This window comes from Microcoleus sp. Pol12B3 (genome assembly GCF_036701355.1).
Lineage (GTDB): Bacteria > Cyanobacteriota > Cyanobacteriia > Cyanobacteriales > Microcoleaceae > Microcoleus.
The window spans coordinates 3,494-20,908 of record NZ_JAUBQS010000025.1; the positions used below are offsets into that span (position 1 = coordinate 3,494).

18 protein-coding genes are annotated in these 17,415 nt (G+C 44.8%); 11 read left to right on the top strand and 7 right to left on the bottom strand.

The window, feature by feature from the left end:
- Positions 1–2,471, bottom strand: a 2,471-nt coding sequence (locus QUA53_RS14470) for a DUF4347 domain-containing protein (protein ID WP_333248929.1), incomplete at its 3' end; no start/stop codon positions are given.
- A gap of 532 nt (positions 2,472–3,003) precedes the next feature.
- On the opposite strand from QUA53_RS14470, the gene mtnA reads away from it, so the two are divergent.
- The 3 genes from mtnA to QUA53_RS14485 are packed head-to-tail and all read left to right on the top strand — an operon-like array spanning position 3,004 to position 5,448.
- Positions 3,004–4,065: an S-methyl-5-thioribose-1-phosphate isomerase gene (gene mtnA / locus QUA53_RS14475; RefSeq protein WP_333098090.1), complete on the top strand. Its 1,062-nt coding sequence runs from the start codon at positions 3,004–3,006 to the stop codon at positions 4,063–4,065.
- Positions 4,066–4,068: 3 nt separating this feature from the next.
- Complete coding sequence (locus QUA53_RS14480; RefSeq protein WP_333098089.1) at positions 4,069–4,587, top strand: type IV pilin-like G/H family protein; 519 nt, start codon at positions 4,069–4,071, stop codon at positions 4,585–4,587.
- 3 nt (positions 4,588–4,590) lie between these two features.
- Positions 4,591–5,448, top strand: coding sequence for a rhodanese-like domain-containing protein (locus QUA53_RS14485; RefSeq protein WP_333098087.1), 858 nt, complete (start codon positions 4,591–4,593; stop codon positions 5,446–5,448).
- A gap of 126 nt (positions 5,449–5,574) precedes the next feature.
- On the opposite strand, the gene QUA53_RS14490 is transcribed toward QUA53_RS14485, so the two are convergent.
- Positions 5,575–5,922 (bottom strand): hypothetical protein, encoded by a 348-nt coding sequence (locus QUA53_RS14490; protein ID WP_333098085.1) that lies wholly within the window; start codon positions 5,920–5,922, stop codon positions 5,575–5,577.
- Positions 5,923–6,163: 241 nt separating this feature from the next.
- Between QUA53_RS14490 and QUA53_RS14495 the strand changes: the two genes are divergently transcribed.
- The gene (locus QUA53_RS14495) at positions 6,164–7,084 is read left to right on the top strand and encodes a cation diffusion facilitator family transporter (protein ID WP_333098082.1); all 921 of its coding nucleotides are present in this window, start codon (positions 6,164–6,166) and stop codon (positions 7,082–7,084) included.
- A gap of 215 nt (positions 7,085–7,299) precedes the next feature.
- Here QUA53_RS14495 and QUA53_RS14500 read toward each other — a convergent pair whose 3' ends face one another.
- Positions 7,300–7,617 (bottom strand): TIGR03985 family CRISPR-associated protein, encoded by a 318-nt coding sequence (locus QUA53_RS14500; protein WP_333098095.1) that lies wholly within the window; start codon positions 7,615–7,617, stop codon positions 7,300–7,302.
- A gap of 349 nt (positions 7,618–7,966) precedes the next feature.
- Here QUA53_RS14500 and QUA53_RS14505 point away from each other — a divergent pair, with 349 nt between their 5' ends.
- The 7 genes from QUA53_RS14505 (at position 7,967) to QUA53_RS14535 (ending at position 12,879) form a co-directional block, all read left to right on the top strand.
- Positions 7,967–8,326 carry a hypothetical protein gene (locus QUA53_RS14505; protein ID WP_333098080.1) on the top strand — a complete coding sequence of 120 codons (360 nt, stop codon included), beginning with the start codon at positions 7,967–7,969 and terminating at the stop codon, positions 8,324–8,326.
- 73 nt (positions 8,327–8,399) lie between these two features.
- On the top strand, positions 8,400–8,738 hold the full coding sequence (locus tag QUA53_RS14510) for a hypothetical protein (RefSeq protein ID WP_333098079.1): 339 nt from the start codon (positions 8,400–8,402) through the stop codon (positions 8,736–8,738).
- 4 nt (positions 8,739–8,742) lie between these two features.
- Entirely contained in the window at positions 8,743–9,153 is a 411-nt protein-coding gene (locus tag QUA53_RS14515; RefSeq protein ID WP_333098077.1) for a hypothetical protein, read from the top strand.
- Positions 9,154–9,232: 79 nt separating this feature from the next.
- Positions 9,233–9,919 carry a hypothetical protein gene (locus tag QUA53_RS14520; protein ID WP_333098076.1) on the top strand — a complete coding sequence of 229 codons (687 nt, stop codon included), beginning with the start codon at positions 9,233–9,235 and terminating at the stop codon, positions 9,917–9,919.
- A gap of 12 nt (positions 9,920–9,931) precedes the next feature.
- Positions 9,932–10,171, top strand: a complete 240-nt coding sequence (locus tag QUA53_RS14525; protein WP_333098073.1) for a hypothetical protein — start codon at positions 9,932–9,934, stop codon at positions 10,169–10,171.
- Between the two features lie 529 nt (positions 10,172–10,700).
- Positions 10,701–12,164, top strand: coding sequence for an ABC transporter substrate-binding protein/permease (locus tag QUA53_RS14530; protein WP_333098072.1), 1,464 nt, complete (start codon positions 10,701–10,703; stop codon positions 12,162–12,164).
- A complete protein-coding gene (locus QUA53_RS14535) occupies positions 12,130–12,879 on the top strand; it encodes an amino acid ABC transporter ATP-binding protein (RefSeq protein WP_333098070.1) in 750 nt (249 codons plus the stop codon). Before QUA53_RS14530 ends, QUA53_RS14535 begins: the two co-directional genes overlap by 35 nt.
- Before the next feature lie 147 nt (positions 12,880–13,026).
- Here the strand turns inward: QUA53_RS14535 and QUA53_RS14540 are convergent, their stop codons facing one another.
- The 4 genes from QUA53_RS14540 to QUA53_RS14555 form a co-directional block, all read right to left on the bottom strand.
- Positions 13,027–13,752 carry a hypothetical protein gene (locus QUA53_RS14540; protein ID WP_333098068.1) on the bottom strand — a complete coding sequence of 242 codons (726 nt, stop codon included), beginning with the start codon at positions 13,750–13,752 and terminating at the stop codon, positions 13,027–13,029.
- Positions 13,753–13,770: 18 nt separating this feature from the next.
- Positions 13,771–15,078, bottom strand: coding sequence for a glutathionylspermidine synthase family protein (locus tag QUA53_RS14545; RefSeq protein ID WP_333098067.1), 1,308 nt, complete (start codon positions 15,076–15,078; stop codon positions 13,771–13,773).
- A gap of 295 nt (positions 15,079–15,373) precedes the next feature.
- Entirely contained in the window at positions 15,374–16,027 is a 654-nt protein-coding gene (locus tag QUA53_RS14550) for a DUF1190 domain-containing protein (RefSeq protein WP_333098066.1), read from the bottom strand.
- 214 nt (positions 16,028–16,241) lie between these two features.
- Positions 16,242–17,303, bottom strand: a complete 1,062-nt coding sequence (locus tag QUA53_RS14555; protein ID WP_333098064.1) for a UPF0104 family protein — start codon at positions 17,301–17,303, stop codon at positions 16,242–16,244.
- Positions 17,304–17,415 lie beyond the last annotated feature (112 nt).

The following is a 17,415-nucleotide window of genomic DNA, read 5'->3' on the forward strand; positions in this document are numbered from 1 at the left end:
GTTGCGGAAGTTTCTCCGGTACCGAGGATGCCGTCACCGTTTGTGTCGAGGAAAACTGTAACTCCGGGAACGCCAAGTTCTCCGGCAGCTTGAGTGCCGTTGCCGTCAATGTCGTTGAATTTGATGCCGGTGATGGTACTCAGCGGTACTGGTATGGCTTGGTTGCCAAAATTAACGGTAGCAGGAATAGTTTGACCGGCTGTCAGTGTGACGGCAACCGGGTTAGCCGTAGTTGTTTGGCTTCCAGCCGGTACAACTTCCCGGACATTGTAAGTGCCTGCGGGCAAGTTGGGGAAAGTAAAGCTGCCATTTGCCCCAGTAGTTGCGGAAGTTTCTCCGGTACCGAGGATGCCGTCACCGTTTGTGTCGAGGAAAACTGTAACTCCGGGAACGCCAAGCTCTCCGGCAGCTTGAGTGCCGTTGCCGTCAATGTCGTTAAATTTGATGCCGGTGATGGTACTCAGCGGTACGACAACGGGAACAGGCTGTGCGGAAAATTCCGAAGTGTTGCCGGCGGCGTCGGTTGCTGTCGCGGTGATTAATTGGCCTGCGGTGACTGCTGCTGGGAAAGTTTGATTGAAAGCAGCGTTGCCTGCAGCGTCTGTAGTTACCGGGATAGAAGCAATTAAGGTTTGACCTTGGGTTCCCGGGGGATTGTTGGCGAAAAATTGGAGGGTGAAATTGGCGCTGGGAATGCTGTTGTAAGTTCCCGCGACGGTGACGCTGCCCGCGCTGGCGGTAGCGGTAGTGAGTACCGGGGTGTTTAGGAAGTTGTTAGCACCGGTGTCGGCGTCGCCTGCATCGTTGGCGGTGGGGCCGTTGTTGCCGAGGTCGATGCCTAAGCCGGCGTTGGCGAAGATCGAGTTGTTTTGGATGCGGTTGCCGATACCGGCGAGGAGGTTTACTCCTGAACCGAGGTTGCTGGCGATCGTATTTCCTTGACCTGCTGCTGTACCGCCGATCGCATTATTGTTTGCGAGGTTAATTAATATCCCCGTAGTATTGGGCAGCGGAGTCGTACCGTTGGCCCCGACGCCTATGAAGTTGCCGAACAACGAGTTGCCGACAGTGGTGGGGTCAACAAGGGCGACACCGTTACCATTGCCGGAAATAATGTTGCGGGCGGCTGGGGTTGTCCCGCCAACAATGTTGTTGGTTGCACCTCCCTGGATGGCTACCCCGAAAGCAGTGTTAGGGACAGGGGCGGTGCCGTCAAAATTAGTGCCGATGAAGTTGCCTGTCAGAATGTTGTTCGTGGCACCTGGATTGAGAATCACCGTACCGCTATTGGTGTTGCCGGAAATGACATTTCCGCTAACAGTGTTGTTCGGTACGCCGACAACGGTAACGCCGCTGGCATTGGGCAAGGCGGCGGTTCCAGCAGCGTTGATGCCGACGTAGTTGCCCAGCACTTGGTTGCCTCCTGTACCGCCGACGATGATGATACCGTCGGCTGTATTCCCAGAAATGACGTTGCGATCCGTCGCTGCAATCCCCCCAATAATATTATTGCTACCACCATTCTGAACCGCCACGCCAAATAAGGCGTTGGGCGAGGCTGCAGAGCCGGCGCTGTTGATGCCGATGTAGTTTCCCGCTACGATGTTGCCGTTGCTTTCAAGGGAAATGCCAGTGTTGCCGAAGCGGTTAACGATCAATCCGCGCAAGGTGCTGCCACCACCCAAAACGCGAAAACCGCTGACACCAACTGTATTGGCTCCATTGATTTCGATGAGCGGGGTGCCGGCGAACCCCGGTTGGCTAGTGCCGTCGATGATGGTGGGAACGTTAATATTTGGCAAGAGCGAGAGGGGCGTGATCGTCTGCACGCCTGCACCCGGAATGGCAAAGTTAATATTGTGCGGCGGTGCGGCCGCTGCATTCGCATCCGTAATCGCTTGTCGCAGCGAACCCGGCCCAGCATCGTTGGTATTAAAAACAGTAAACGTCGCCAAGGTATGCGCGTAATTTGCCATTACCTCCGGCTCGATCGCCAATCCTGTTTTAATCGCTCCAGTAGCGTATTCAAGTACCCAGTTTCCGCCTTTTTGGGCACTGCCAGTAATATCTGCAGAAGCAGCAATATTAGCTTTTGTTAACTTGCTCAGCTTTTGTATAAAAGCTTCTCCTTTTTTACCTGCTGCTACGTTGCAACCGTAAAGCAGAATTTCAAATCGATTTTGAAGTGAGTTGACAGATGACGAAAACCACCGTTTCAAACAGCCGCGATATGTTTCTAAATTGTCAGAAGTCAGGCTAGTTGGCCCTAGCTGCAAACTTCCCGAATCCCCGTGAGAAATAATGTGAACGCTTTCTATACCTTTGCGGCTCTGCAATGCTTCGGAAATTTGTTCGATGCCGTCCCGCGTGCGATCGACTAAAATTACCTCTCTACCCGTTTTAACTCCTGCGGCCAGACTTTGCCAATCTTCAACTGCTGAATCTACGAAGACTATTTGTAGGTTTTTCATAATTACTGTTCCCCCATGCACCTAATTAGGTTTTCAAAATGTTGTTTCCGTGCGATGATAGTCCCTACTTCAATGCACCAGAAATACGGCTAGCACAAAACCTGCCTTTAAGTCAGTACAAGTTGTACAGACAAAGCTTTACGATTATCTATTTTTGTGATTCTTGTAAATCTGTTGGCTCTGGAAAGTTGCTCGATCGCACTTTTTCATTCTCAACTTAAAAAAAGCAGACCCCAGGTAAAGCTAGCTTGTTCCCGATTACGGAAATTTTTCAAAAAACGTAAGTATAATTTACACAACTTAATGTTCGGTTTTTTACTAAGTACACTTTGGTGAAAAAGAATCCAACTCTGTATAAGTTCCAAACCCAGAGAGTGGTGGGTATGCAGCAATTATTCAATCTCAAATCTCCTGTCTCGAAGCTAAAACCGCAGGGCTGGGATTTTGGCAAATTCAGCGTGTCCCTCATAACATAGAGGAATAGTCGCCTTCATGGCATCATAGAAACTTGTCCCTCACATCATTGAAATCGATGACCCCTCAAAACTCCCCTGTTTCGCCCGTCACTTGGAAAGAAGACCGAGTTCTGCTAATTGACCAAAACCGACTCCCGAAAGAATACGGTGTAGTGGAAATTAGTCGCTACGAAGATATGGCTGAGGCGATTAAAACTATGATAGTCCGAGGTGCTCCGGCGATCGGGGTAGCAGCAGCCTACGGGATGTATTTGGGGGCGCGAGAAATCGACACGGGCGATCGTACGGAGTTTTTTACTAAATTAGAACAAGTTGGCGAGTTATTGCGATCGACTCGTCCCACTGCGGTTAATTTGTTTTGGGCAATATCGCGAATGCTCAAAACTGCCGAGAGAACTAGCGGTTCTGTCGAACAAGTGCAAAAAACTTTGTTAGAAATGGCCAAAACCATTCAAGCAGAAGACTTGCAAACTTGTAAAGATATCGGCGACAAAGGTTTAGAAGTTCTGCCCGCTACACCTGAAAAATTGAACTTACTAACTCACTGCAATGCAGGTGCATTAGCAACAGCAGGCTACGGAACTGCTTTAGGTGTATTTCGTTCTGCTTGGCGAGAAGGAAGACTCGGAAGAGTTTTTGCAGACGAAACTCGGCCCCGTCTCCAAGGTGCCAAACTGACAACTTGGGAATGCGTGCAAGAAGGAATTCCCGTCACTTTAATAGCAGACAATATGGCAGCTCACTGCATGAAACTCGGCATGATTCACGCAGTAGTTGTCGGTGCAGACAGAATCGCTGCTAACGGCGACGCTGCCAATAAAATTGGCACTTACAGTTTAGCAATTGTTGCCAAAGCTCACAACGTCCCGTTTTTTGTTGCCGCTCCTCTGTCAACCATTGATTTTGAACTTTCCGATGGCAGCAAAATTCCCATTGAAGAACGCGATCCAGTTGAAATGTATCAAGTTGGAACTACGCGAATTTGTCCTCTGGGAGTCGAATTTTACAATCCCGCTTTTGACGTAACTCCGGCGGAATTAATATCGGGAATAATCACAGAACACGGCACGGTTGCTCCTGGGGCGTTGAAACAGTTTCATGCAAAACAATTAGTTTAATATATGTTTCTCAACCGCTCATTCCACCGGGTGTCTGTGAAATTAAACAGGATTTATAGCAGCAACTGGCAGATCAAAGTTGCGATCGCAGCTCTAACTCTGCCAGTTATTTTCAGTCCCGTCTCGGAAGCACAAGTGTCACGAACGCTTAAAGCTAAGGAATCACAAGCGAAAAATTTTGTGGGTTCGATGAATAAAGCCCAGCAAGTTTACTATGCTGAAAAAGCAGGCTTTACAAGTTCTGTTTCCAATCTATTGGTTTATCTCGGTCTCCAAGTTAAACCTGACGCAGCCAATTACAGCTACTCGATCGGCATGGTGAAAAAAGGTGCTGTATTTAACTACGGAGTATCGAAGCAAGCTAATTTCAAAAGTTTTGTGGGGGGAGTCTTTTTGGTGGGAAACAAGACCCAAACCATCTTGTGTATAAATGCTGCTCCTGGCAAGACTAAACCCGCTAATCCAACTAATACCAAAGGGGTTTTAGAATGCGCTGCTGGTACAGCAAAAATTGCTCCATAAATTATGTCGAATTTACTGTATAATTTGGCAGATAATTGGATAGTAAGCGCCGATTTAGCTAAGCAATTACTGTCAGGGGGCGCTACTCTGCTCGATGCTCGTCAACCTGTTTTAAAGTGGTTTTGCCATCTCCCACCTGCTATTCCCGTAACTTGGCAGGAATTTTCTCAATCGCACTTTCCCCAAAAGGGAAAAATTCTCGAAAATAACACAGTTTTAACTCAAAAACTGCAAGCAATTGGCATTTGTCAAGACAAACCTGTCATAGTTGTTGCCGATCAGATTAAAGGGTGGGGCGAAGATGGGCGAATTGTTTGGATGTTGCGGACTTTGGGACACGAAAAAGCCGTTTTTGTCGATGGAGGATATCGGGCTTTAATCAAAGCTGGGATTAATCGAGTAAAAGCTGCAAACAATCCACCCCAAACAGGAGATTTTGTAATATCTCGCCGCTCGAATTGGGAAATTCAGCGGGATGAATTGAAAGCTATTTTAGGAGATGAAAATTTAGTCATTATTGATGCCAGAGAGCCGCGAGAATATGCAGGTAAAACGCCTTACGGAGAACAGCGGGGCGGCCACATTCCCGATGCGGTTCACCTATATTACAAACGGTTAATGGACAAACAGGGACAACTGCTGGAGCGCGGGGAAATTGTCGCTATTTTGCAGCAAAAAGGAGTTTCACAGTCAACTCAAATTGTGAGTTATTGCTCCGGGGGAATTCGTTCTGCATGGTTGACTTGTGTCTTGACAAATGTGGGATTTAATGCTAAGAATTATGCTGGTTCAATGTGGGAATGGTCGGCATCGCCTGCAGATAGCTATCCTTTGTCACTAATCCTTTCACGGGCGGGCTAGAAGCCCAACCCCTACTCCCCACAAGAAAATTTAATGTTTGTGGAACAGGCCGGAAAGCCTGTTCTTGAGAATGGTATCTGAACTCAAATTCAACCTATTAACTACAAACGATCGAGGTTGAGATTATCAACCGACTTGTTCGAGATACTGAGCGAGATCGTCGCGCAGGCGGCTGAGTTCGGCTTCGGTGGTGACGCGCACGCGATCGTCCCTAACCGTAATCAGCACTTTCGCAGCAAAAGGAGTTGGCCAGATATTCGGGTTGCAGAAAACTTCCAAAAATACATCTCCTGCATACCGATATTCCATCGGTTTTTGCGGAGAAGCTTTAGCGCCAGCGGTTTTGGCTGCTACAGCTTTCAAGCTTTCCATCAAAGCTGCAATTTCGCTTTGCAAATCCCGCGCGGCTTGCGGGGAAAAGCTAAAGGAGACAGAACCTTCGACTAAATTCAGTGTCAGCGGAGAAAGAGACATGGGCAATGAAATTTAACATACTATTGTTAATGATAAAAAATATAGTAACCCAAAAGAAGTACATTCCAGCTCAATTGGACTGCGAAACTGGTATTAATTAAAACTTGTCTCAAGAAGCTAGGCTAAATTAATGAATATAAATCTAGTCGCAAGCTAGATTCCGCAAGAGTTTTAACTTTTTATGACTTGATAAGCTTTAAACTAGAAGCCAGAAAACTTGACGGCCGATCGAGGAGATTTTATGGTTGCCGATAACCGTTCCGAAGTCCGCAAGGTTTTAATAATTACCTTATTGCTCAATTTGCTGGTGATGGCAATTAAAGCAGCCGTGGGATGGGTGACTGGTTCCCTCAGTTTGCTGGCAGATGCTTTGCACAGTGTCACGGACAGCGCTAATAATATTTTAGGATTGGTAACTAATCATTATGCCAATCCGCAGCCCGATCGCGATCATCCCTACGGACACCAAAAATTTGATGCTCTCGGAGCTCTGGGAATTGCTGCTTTTCTGGGAATTGCCTGTTTTGAAATTATCAGCGGTGCTGTCGAAAGGCTGATTAACGGGGGTAAAGTTGTCAAAATATCCCCAAATGAACTGTGGATTTTGCTGATTGTACTGGGGATTAATATTTTTGTCACTTTTTACGAGCGCAGAGTTGGCAAACGTCTCGGTAGCGCGATTTTAGTGGCTGACGCTCAGCACACGATGAGCGATGTTTGGGTGACAATTATGGTCATCGGCGGGTTGATTGGTGTTTGGCAAGGGCAGGTTTGGAATATACCTCAATTACAGTTCCTGGATGTGTTTTTGTCTTTTCCTGTGGCTGTTTTGGTATTTAGCAGCGGTTGGAAGGTTTTAAGGGAAAATCTGCCTTGGTTGGTGGATGAAATGGCGATCGCACCGGAAGTTATTCACGCGATCGCGATCGATGTACCGGGGGTAGTCAACTGTCACTCGATCGCCTCCCGTGGCGTTGTAGGGCGTCAAGTATTTATTGAGATGCACATGATTGTGGATGCTGTCGATGTAGAAACAGCTCACCGGATTACAGAAGAAGTAGAAGCCCGTTTGGAAGAACGTTTCAGCCCTGTACGCATCTTAATTCACGTTGAGCCACCGGCTTACGAGTCCGACCAAATTAGCTACGATTCTGAAAAATGAAGGCACAACCAGTGATTTTGACACGGATACACGGATTAATTGAAGAATCGGGAAAGTATTTTTACTTACCGCAATTCCTCCAATTTTTTAAATCCTATCAATCGGGTTAGAGCGATCGCACTTAATTTAGTAGCAGTTTTCCACAGGAAAAGCGGGGTTTTCCACAGAAATCGGCAAGTTTTCCACAATAGCTTTGATAATTATTGAGCAAAAGACTATTGGTATAAGTTGCCAGTTTTTTGGATTTCTACGGCCATTTTCTGTCGCAAGTCCCAAGGTAGCAGAATTTCGACTTCTGAACCTAAAGCGCGCAACCACCTCAGCGGGTAGTAGTCTGTCTCTCGGTAAGTGACTTGGTAGTAAGCATCGTCGGTTGGGCGAGACTGGAGGATTTGTAAAAGTGCTGATCGGTGTTCTGGGTTGGGAGTGTATTGTGTGATTAATGTGGCGGCGCGATCGATATCTATGGCGGTACAGGTATGGTGAATGCTGATTCCCTGCATATAACTTTGATGAAAAGTGAACGCTTGTATTTATTTTAATGATGTTATTTTATTAGCGATCGGCTTTAAGTTTCTAAGATAGTCCGTTGCAGCCAAGTCATAATAGATTGGATGAGGTGGGGGTTTTGCAGAGAGAAAGTAGGAATGGTGGAATGGGGCGTTTTTCTCAGTCTAGGAGTCGAGAGTAGATTTTGATTTCTGTGAGGGTGGGGGGCGATGCCCTCGGTGGATTGGGGCAGTGGTGTTTTTTGATGGGTTGCAGGTAGATGTTGACATTCGGCTGTAGTGATGCTAGAGTGTACTTTAATTATTAGGCTTACCTGCCTCAACCTAATTAAAAAAAAATCAGTAATCACACTAAATTTTAGTAGAGGTTTCAATGTCAAGGTTTGGACTTGGTTCTATTAAAAACGCTTTAAGTCAAGCATTGGAATGCTTGCCGGAGTGGAGCCGTTTAAATTATTTTGAAAAAGGAACAGTCATTGATAAATCTTTCAAGACTATATTGAAAGATTTGATGATACAGTTTCGCATGGAGCCAGGTGTTGATTATGTAGATAATTTAAAAGATAACGAACAATGTACAGATTTTGTAGCTTTGTCGGGAAGAGCAGATGATTTAATCCAAGGGTTGCTAACGGGTAAAATTGTAGCTATTTCACAGCATAGTCGAGTTAGCAAATTGGGAAATCAGTTCACAGTCAAAGCTCATTTTCGTGATTTAAGAAAGTCTGCTTAAATCTGCCTTTCTGATACTCACATTACAAGCATTCAATTAGGAACAAGTACAAGAGTTACTGAGAATTAAGCTTATGGCACCCCAATATTTTCGAGAAGGGAATTTTATATACGAGTGTAAATCTTCTCCTGAACGACTAGGCCATCCTATCAACCAAGGGAGTCTGAAAAAGTGGATCAACGATGCCAAAAAGTTACTCACAACAAATCAGCCAACAGGGTTTCGCTATATTTTTCCAGTTAATCGTCTAGACAGTGACAATAAAAATTTGTTAGAACAACTGAAGCAAGAATTTGATAGTATAGATATACAATATTATGATTGTGACTCAGTTGATAAACTCGTTAAGAATTTGGAAAAAGCCAAAAGTTTACCTGAGTTAGTGGCATACATTAAACAAGGGAGTAATTGAAAGTATGTCTCAATCTATTCATTTTGCAAGACTTAAGTATTTTTCTGAAGAATTCACGAAAGATTGTCAGCATGATGCGATTTTGAAAGAGTTAACAAAAATTTTGCAAGAAGAAGAAAAGATTGATGAAACGGTAGAAACAAAATTTTTTGAAGCTATAGAAACTCCATCTCTGACATTAAGTGCTTGCACTCCTGAGATAGCAAAATTCTTGAAGACTGGTTCAGAAATTCAATTACATCCACAATCAAGATATTACTTTGTTAGTGAAAGCTTATGGCTAGTTTTGCGAAAAGAAATTTTCAATCATTCTAAGGCCATAAAAAAAGAAGATGAGTTTTTCGAGCTAGCCAGAAATGTTACGGAGCTTGAAAATTATTATAACAAAAAAATGCTAGTATTTGATGCTTCTTAACTCTAATTGTACATTTTTGCAGGGTGAACTCGGGAGTGAAAATGTACTGAATTTATAAAGCTGTTTGTTCAAAAAATGTATGGATTACAAGACTGAATTTGGCAACCGTTTCGATAAGTTACAAGCCTCATCAGAGATGGAAATTTATCGGAACTTGGAAGCTTTAAGTGCAAGCTATCGGGTCTTTAAGAGAAATTACGATGAGCTTGTATACCATCTGGAGCATCTCAACGATCCGAGAGAATCTTTGTTTATGTACAGTTCTGAACAAAGAGAGAACCTTGAGCGTTTAATTGATGAAACTTCAAGACTATTTCATAACTTTCTTGCGTCGGCAAAATCATTAGTTGATCACACAAGAGTCATTGTTAATAGGCTGTACTTTAACCAAGAGTTTAAAAAGGAATACGATAAAAAACTTGCTGGGGAACTCGCTAATAATCCTGTTCAAAAGTTTGTCCAGAGGCTGCGAAACTACACACAGCATTACACCTTACCTATCCCAGAGTTGGAAATCGAATTTGCGGAAGATATAGCAATGAGTCTGCGTCTTGATGTTGAGCTTCTGAAGCAGTGGGATGGATGGGACAAAATCTCAATGTCTTATTTAAAAGAATCAGGAGATAGTTTGTGTCTAATTTCTTTATCAAATAAATACTTTGTCCTAGTTGAACAATTTTATCAGTGGCTTACAGAACGACAAACACAGCTTCATAAATCTGACCTTGAGAATCTTCAAAAAATGAATGATGAGCTTACGATTTGAAAAGATTCGCTGATGGCAAAACTTTACTATCGTGGCATGGCGGAGCAAAATGGTAAGCCCAAAATAGGTCGCAGTGCTAGATTACTAGGAATTAGACCTGGTATTGACATAGATATTAAGCAAATGCCCACAGGTTATCTGAATGAGCAAGGCTATTTGTTAACAGAGTCAGAACGTGAGCTTCGAGGAGAGCTTATTGCTGTTGCCATCAGGAATACAAAGGGAATGTCCGTTTCCCTTTCAAACGACTGAAACTGACGCAATCGACCCCGATAATGAACTAGAAGAACTTCATTTTAGAAAGCCTTCCTCGCTTCCTCCAACAAGTTCGCGATGGCAAAGTTTATCCCATTTCTGAACTCTGGGATGGCATCGATTTTTAAGGAGTTGAAAAACTTCGAGATCCTATTTTCTGACGCTCAAGATACAACCGTTCTTGACAAAATATTAATATTTTTCTCAGGAAATAACTATGCCCTTCAGCGCTTACAAAACAATTGATGCAGTCCTAAAATAATTTAAAATTACCTCCACTCAATGGGGACATTTTTTAAATATAAATTAGTGGCACAATTATTTATCTTTAGCCCTGGGCGCATTAATACCTTTATAACCGGGTTTTTTACCCTTGTTAAAGGCTAATTATGCAGTTTGTTTGTCCATCAAACCCCGTTTCTGGCAACCCGTGCGTCCAGGAGTATATCTTCCTTTACAATCGTGACTTGATTCCGATTTGTGGTATATTTTCTGGGCGAGGGGATTTTTTAGGACAATGTTCGATATGAAACGTTTAAAATTAAAATCAATGCTGGCGGCGGCAATCGCGATCGCCTTTTGTTTAATTGCGATCGCCAGCTACGCCCAAGCCAACAAGACTTTAACACTGGCGACTTCCCCAGACTACCCGCCCTATGAATTTAAAGATACGGCTGTTAGCGGCAACGAAATCATCGGTTTTGACATCGACATTGCCAAATATATTACTAAAGAATTGGGCTACGAACTGAAAGTAATTGGCATGGATTTTAACGGCTTAATTCCCGCTTTGCAGGCGGGCAGAGCCGATTTTGTGATGGCTGGAATGACTCCCACAGCAGAAAGGAAAAAAAATGTTAATTTTTCTGACCTTTACTACGAAGCTCAAAATACAATTGTCGCCAATAAAGGCAGCAATTTGACCAAAGCTGAAGATTTAGCCGGGAAAAAAGTAGGCGTTCAACTCGGAAGCATTCAGCAGGAAGCTGTGAAAAAAATGCCCGGTGTGCAACTGGCTGCTCTCAATAGGATTCCTGACATCATTCAAGAAATTAAATCGAACCGCATCGCCGCAGGAGTGATCGAGGATACTGTCGCTACGGGTTATGCAGCAGCGAACCCGGACTTGGAATTTAACACAATCCCGAATACTGAAGAAAGCGGTTCGGCGATCGCCTTTCCGAAAGGTTCGAGATTAGTTCCAGAATTCAACCGAGTCCTCCAGCAAATGAAAGCCAGCGGTCAAATTAAGGAACTAGCTACTAAATGGTTTTCTCGACCAATTTCGCAAGAACCTGCTCAAGCAAATCAGCCTGCGGTAGCGCCCAAGTTCGGGTTAGATTTTGGCAAAATCGTGCCGAGTTTACCTTATATTTTGTCCGGGCTTGGGGTAACGCTGACTTTTACCTTGCTGTCGGCATTTCTCGGATTTATCTGGGGAATCGTGCTATCTCTGTTTAAGATTTCTAGCATTAAACCGCTGTTCTGGTTTGCCACTGCTTACACCTCAATTTTTCGCGGAACGCCGCTAATTTTGCAGTTGACTTTAGTTTATTTTGCAACGCCGCAGCTTACGGGCTATAATATATCGGCGCTGCAAGCTGGCGTGATTACTTTTTTCCTGAATTCTGGGGCTTATATTTCCGAAACAATCCGCGCGGGAATTCAAGCCGTAGATAAAGGTCAAAAAGAAGCCGCAGAATCCCTTGGCGTTCCCTACAAACTGATGATGGGCGATATTATCTTGCCGCAAGCGTTGAAAAATATTTTGCCTGCATTGGTGAATGAAAGTATTGCTTTGCTGAAGGATTCAGCTTTAGTTTCAGTAATTGGCGTAGAAGACTTGCTGCGCCGCGCTACAATTGTGGGAGCAGAAAAGTATATTTACTTTGAACCTTTGATATTTGTCGGCGCAATTTATTATTTGATGGTGCTTAGTTTAACTTGGGGGGCAAATGTACTCGAACGCAGACTCCAAACTAGTAGTTAAGGTCGATCGCCTGTATAAATCTTTTGGCAATCTGAAGGTTTTGCGCGAAATAACTACTGAGATTCATAAAGGAGAAGTGATTGCCATTATCGGCCCTTCGGGGTGCGGCAAGTCTACTTTTTTGCGGTGTTTGAATTTACTGGAAATTCCGACTTCGGGACACATATACATTGACGGAGTGGATATTACTTTGCCGAAGGTAGATATTATGAAAATCCGCCAGAAAGTGGGTATGGTTTTTCAGCATTTCCACTTGTTCCCACACATGACTGTGCTGCAAAATGTGATGTATGCCCCTGTAAAGGTGAAGCAGGTGGCTAAGGATGAGGCGCGTCTGAAGGGGTTAGAATTGCTGGAAAAAGTGGGTTTGTCAGATAAGGCAGATGTTTATCCTTCTAAGCTTTCGGGGGGACAAAAACAGCGGGTGGCGATCGCCCGCTGTTTGGCTATGGAACCGGATATTTTGTTGATGGACGAACCGACTTCTGCACTCGATCCAGAAATGGTTAAAGAAGTGTTAGATGTAATGAAAGCTTTGACGAAAACGGGAATTACAATGGCAATTGTAACTCACGAAATGGGTTTTGCGCGGGAAGTCGCCCACCGGATATTGTTTCTGGATGGCGGAAAGGTGGCAGAAGATGTGCCACCGCAGGAGTTTTTTAGCAACCCGAAGTGCGATCGCGCCAAGCAATTTCTGGAAAAAATGCTTTAATTCATATAAGAATTAGAGTTTTTAACCGCAGAGGGCACAGAGTTAGAGGAGAAAGAGAAAGTTGCGGTAGGCTGCGTCAGGTTGGAGATGCTCGATCGCCACGGAAAGTATAATAATTTTGCTCCGATGATTAACTTGGTAATTCTGTTAGAAAAAGGAGAGAATTCTTTGAATCACCTGGGTATTAAAATCTTTCGGAAAGCGGTGTCTTTCCTGAGCGTGATCGAGAAAGAAAGTCTTGGGATAATAAGCAAGATTGGCTTCCATCTCGCTAATCTTTTCTAATAAGGGTTCGATCCGATCGATTTTGTCGGGATGGCGATGTTGGATGAGAGTCGCAGCATTCCTAAAATGCCGCCCCTCATCCTGCGTCACCAAATGTCCTACGCGAGCAAAGCCGTTCCCATAGTGTTGGTAGAATTCCTTAATATCCCGGTGATAAGACCACACGGAACCCATTTCGTCAAACATTAAACCAACTAGAATGGTGAATTCGTTCTCAATCAGAAACGAGATCGGTTCGAGTTCATGCACCCGACTCTGGTTTTTTTGGTCGATCGCCTCTGGGGACAAACCTGATACCATGTGATAGACCTTACGTAGAGCAACGTAGTGCCGTAATTCGTCTTGCAGCCAAAGTTCGATCGCACTCATGAATTCTAACGAGAACTCCGAACTGCGAGAGAGCAGATGCTCGTAGAGTGGCTGACTGTCTCCCTCAGAGAACACATCTCGGCTCAGGAGATCCATAAATCCAGCCTGAATTGCAGGCGCGACTTCGGGAATTTTCAACTCATCGGCAATAAATTCATCTACACTCCACTCACTGCTAAGAATCGGAACTCCCCGGACATCATGAGTTTGTAATTTCATAGTTTTTCTGATTAGAAGTTAAGTATTCACCAGACGATCGCTCACGATATGCGGAACGATTAAGCAATGTCGTCCGGTGATCGGATTGGTATCTCCGCGCAATACGATGCCAGATGGAGTATCGCCGACAATCCAGGAACCTACGACGAAGTGGTAGCCAAAATATTCGGGCAAGGGTTGATAGGACTGAATAATGAATCCTTCGCGATCGTAGCCCATCGCCTCGCGGGTATGAACCGCTCCGGCAACAAAATCGCCTGTTTCAATAGAAACCCCAACACCTTCTAGACCGACGAGAGGCTTTTTGACGTGCATTTGGGTCAGTAATGCTGTGGATTCGATCGAGATAGTATCTGTGAAGAAAGTGGGTAGCAATAATTGAGCGTACACTGGGTGGTTGCCAAATAATTCCCACATCCACACCATCGATCCTTTATTGCTTAAAATCTGTTTCCACAGCGGTTCAATGATTTTCACGTCCCCTGCTATCAGGCGCGATGCTAGGGCTTCATCTGCGTTAAAGGATTGGCTGGCGAGTTGCAAATCCAGCCAATCGACGATTTTCCACAGCCGCAAGATCCGATTATTGAATTGATCGACAAAAAATCCTTCTTCATCCACGCCCAGATGGTTACGCAATCCTACAAGTTGGGTGAAAAAGCGATCGTTTCCCAATTCTTGATTAATAATTTCGACCAGTTGTCCTGCCATCTCGGTATCTTCTGACAGATGCTCGTCAATTAACAAGCTCAGGCCGAACTGCTTTAAATCATAATGACGACTTAGAGTGCGGAATCGACCCGCAACTTCGTCCCAAAAGTTGTTGAACTGATTGGCATCGTTGGGAAGCGATCGCAAATCTCGGCTGGTTTTTTTCATGTCATCTAACCACAGCCATTGATAGACTGTTTCTGCACCCAAGAGAGGAGTTTCGCCGTTGATTTCTAGAAGGCTAATTTTTCCATCTTCAGCTACGGCAAGATCGAAACGGGTATAAAGAGACATATCTTCTGCTTCGTCAACCCGATCCCACGAAACCTGAATTGCTTCCCAGAAAGCAGGGGGAATAGCGAGTTTTTTCATCCGATTTTCTAGACCGTCGGCGGTGAAAAACCAGTCCAAAAACTCCCGACACATATCCCAAAGAGCCTCAGTAGCATCCCAGATCCTCGCCTCTTCCTGGCGCGAAAACATCACCCCAAAGGGACGGTCTAAGGCTTCTGCCCAGTAGCGTTGGTTGATGTCTGCAAGAGGCTGACATTGGTAGGCGTTATCTAATACGTGCTGCTGCCAGTTGCGTCGTCGCTGAAACAAAAAGGGATACATGGTTGAAGCGCCTAGCTAGTGGTGTGGAACTCAATGAGCTACAAAAACAGAGAAAAGAACTAGAGAAAAAATAGTTGTGGGAGGAATCGCCGCTCAAAAATGCTTGCATCATATCAATTCCGGCTGCGCCGAAATGATATCAAATCCGTGATCCGAAGTCGGGCGTAAAGTCGAATCCCGATGCCAACAAATAATTCGCGCATTTTTCATTTTTTTGACCCCTCCTTCTACAGTCAACAGTCAACAGTCAACAGTCAACAGTCAACAATGATAAGGAGTGCAACCGGAATCGATGTCATTTGCCTCCGCTTCCCAAAGGAGCCGTGGAGCGGACAGCATTACCAAACCTCCCTCGTCCCTTTATGGTTCCCTGAGCTGCGTGGCCTGGGGGGCGATTTGGGGTGTCGCCACTGGAGGAAAAGTACGGAGAATCTAGCGGTATGCCCGGTAGGGGACGAGTAATCAGGGTTCTATCTGGAGTTACAATTCCGATGTTGGAGCGGTAAACGGGTTGCACTGGATAAACCGTGTAGGAGCCGCCGTTGACGCCGTTGACCACTGTTGGAGGGGCATCATCATCGACATCATCGGTGAAATAGAAGCCGCCGAACTCTGGTCGCCATCCGGGGGTAGCAACGTTGGAATTCGATACCTGCGAGCAAATGCTTGCTGTGTCTTCTTGGCATTCTGGCTGCGTGCGATACACGGGCGTAATGCGTTCGTATTCCTGCATTGCGTACCGGAACTGGGCCTGACACTGCTCTTTGGTGAACCCGTTGCTTTGGTTCGTCGCATCTACAATACATTGCTGTTCGGATTCGTAGTAGCGTACTTCGTTGGGTTGGTGCAACATCGTATAAGCAAGATAGCCTAATCCGCCGATCGCCAGTACACCTGATGTAATTAGAAGGTAACGAATTGTTGTCGTTCGATTGTTGTTATGAGTCATGGCTAACCGGAGGTTAGAGTCATTATTTCAAAGAACCTGTAATGTGATGAATTTGCTGCCACTGAGATGATTGGATTTACACAGTCAGCCACAGTTCAAGTAATTTACCTAAGTCTGTGAGTTGGCACTCACGACTTTGATTATAGCTTTTACTACATTGCCCGATTCAGGGATTCCTCGAACGCAGCAAATTATATTCCTCAAATATTTGATTTCAAATTCGCCTTTTTTGACTGCGCTGATTTCGCTGCCGATCGAGCTTTGCCAAAGCAGCACCCGAAACATCCGCTAGAATGCTAATTATCCGATACAAAGCCACCGCACTCAGAATTATACCCGTAGAAAAGCGATCGGACAGCAGGGCGATCGCCGTTGCTTCAAATACTCCCATTCCCCCCGGTGCTCCCGGTACAACTAAACCGACAACAAACGCAAAACAAAAAGCACCTAACAAGTTGGGAATATTGCTAAATTCCACCGGAGTTAAAGCCATTACCGTTAGCAAAAAACCACAGCCACGCAATCCGATAAAACACATTTGTCCGATTAACGGCACTAAAGGATAGCGTTTAATTGGCAAATTAATTTTGCGGTTAGACTTGACATTCGATGTTTTTTTAGGTACATTTGAGGTAGACTCTGCACGAAAATTATGTGCCTCGCCCCCAGCCTCCCCAGTATTTGAATTTTCCCCATTGTTCTTTGATAACTTCAACCGCTCTACAAATAGAACGATCGGATTTAAAATGCGGGGATGAATCGCCGTCAAAATAGCAGCACAACCGACAAGCCGCAACAACCAATTGAATTTGTCAAAACAAATCAACCCAATCAAAACGCCCGCAGAAGCCATCAGCAGCGGTTCCAGCAATACGCTGAGAGTAGCAGCTTTGGGAAAAATACCGGCTTTTTTCGCGTCCAATATTCTACCCCAAAAATGCCAAATATTCCCCGGTAAATACTTGGCAATATTAGTTTTGAGAAAAACTTGAATCGCCCACGCCGCAGTTACAGGTTGACGGAATTCCCGCAAAATCAACATCCACACCCAGCCGACAAAAATTAGAGACAATAAAGTGACGCCAAGGGCGATCGCCAGCAAGGGAAAACTTTCGGCTCGAATTTGGATATTCGCGACTTCTCGCCAGTGAGTTAAAAAAGCTTTGGCAATAAATAAAAACGTCCCGCCCAAAATCAAATAGCGCAAATAAGGCTTTAAATGCGATTTCGCGAGGTTGAAAAATTTCTGAATTCGATGCAAGTGTTGTTTTCCCATTTTCCGATCCCGATTTTGAATTTGGGATTAAGTTATACTGTTTTAGATTTTATATTTTAGAGGGGGTAAGGCGGAATTGTGCTTGATTTACACGGCATGATATGACGGAATT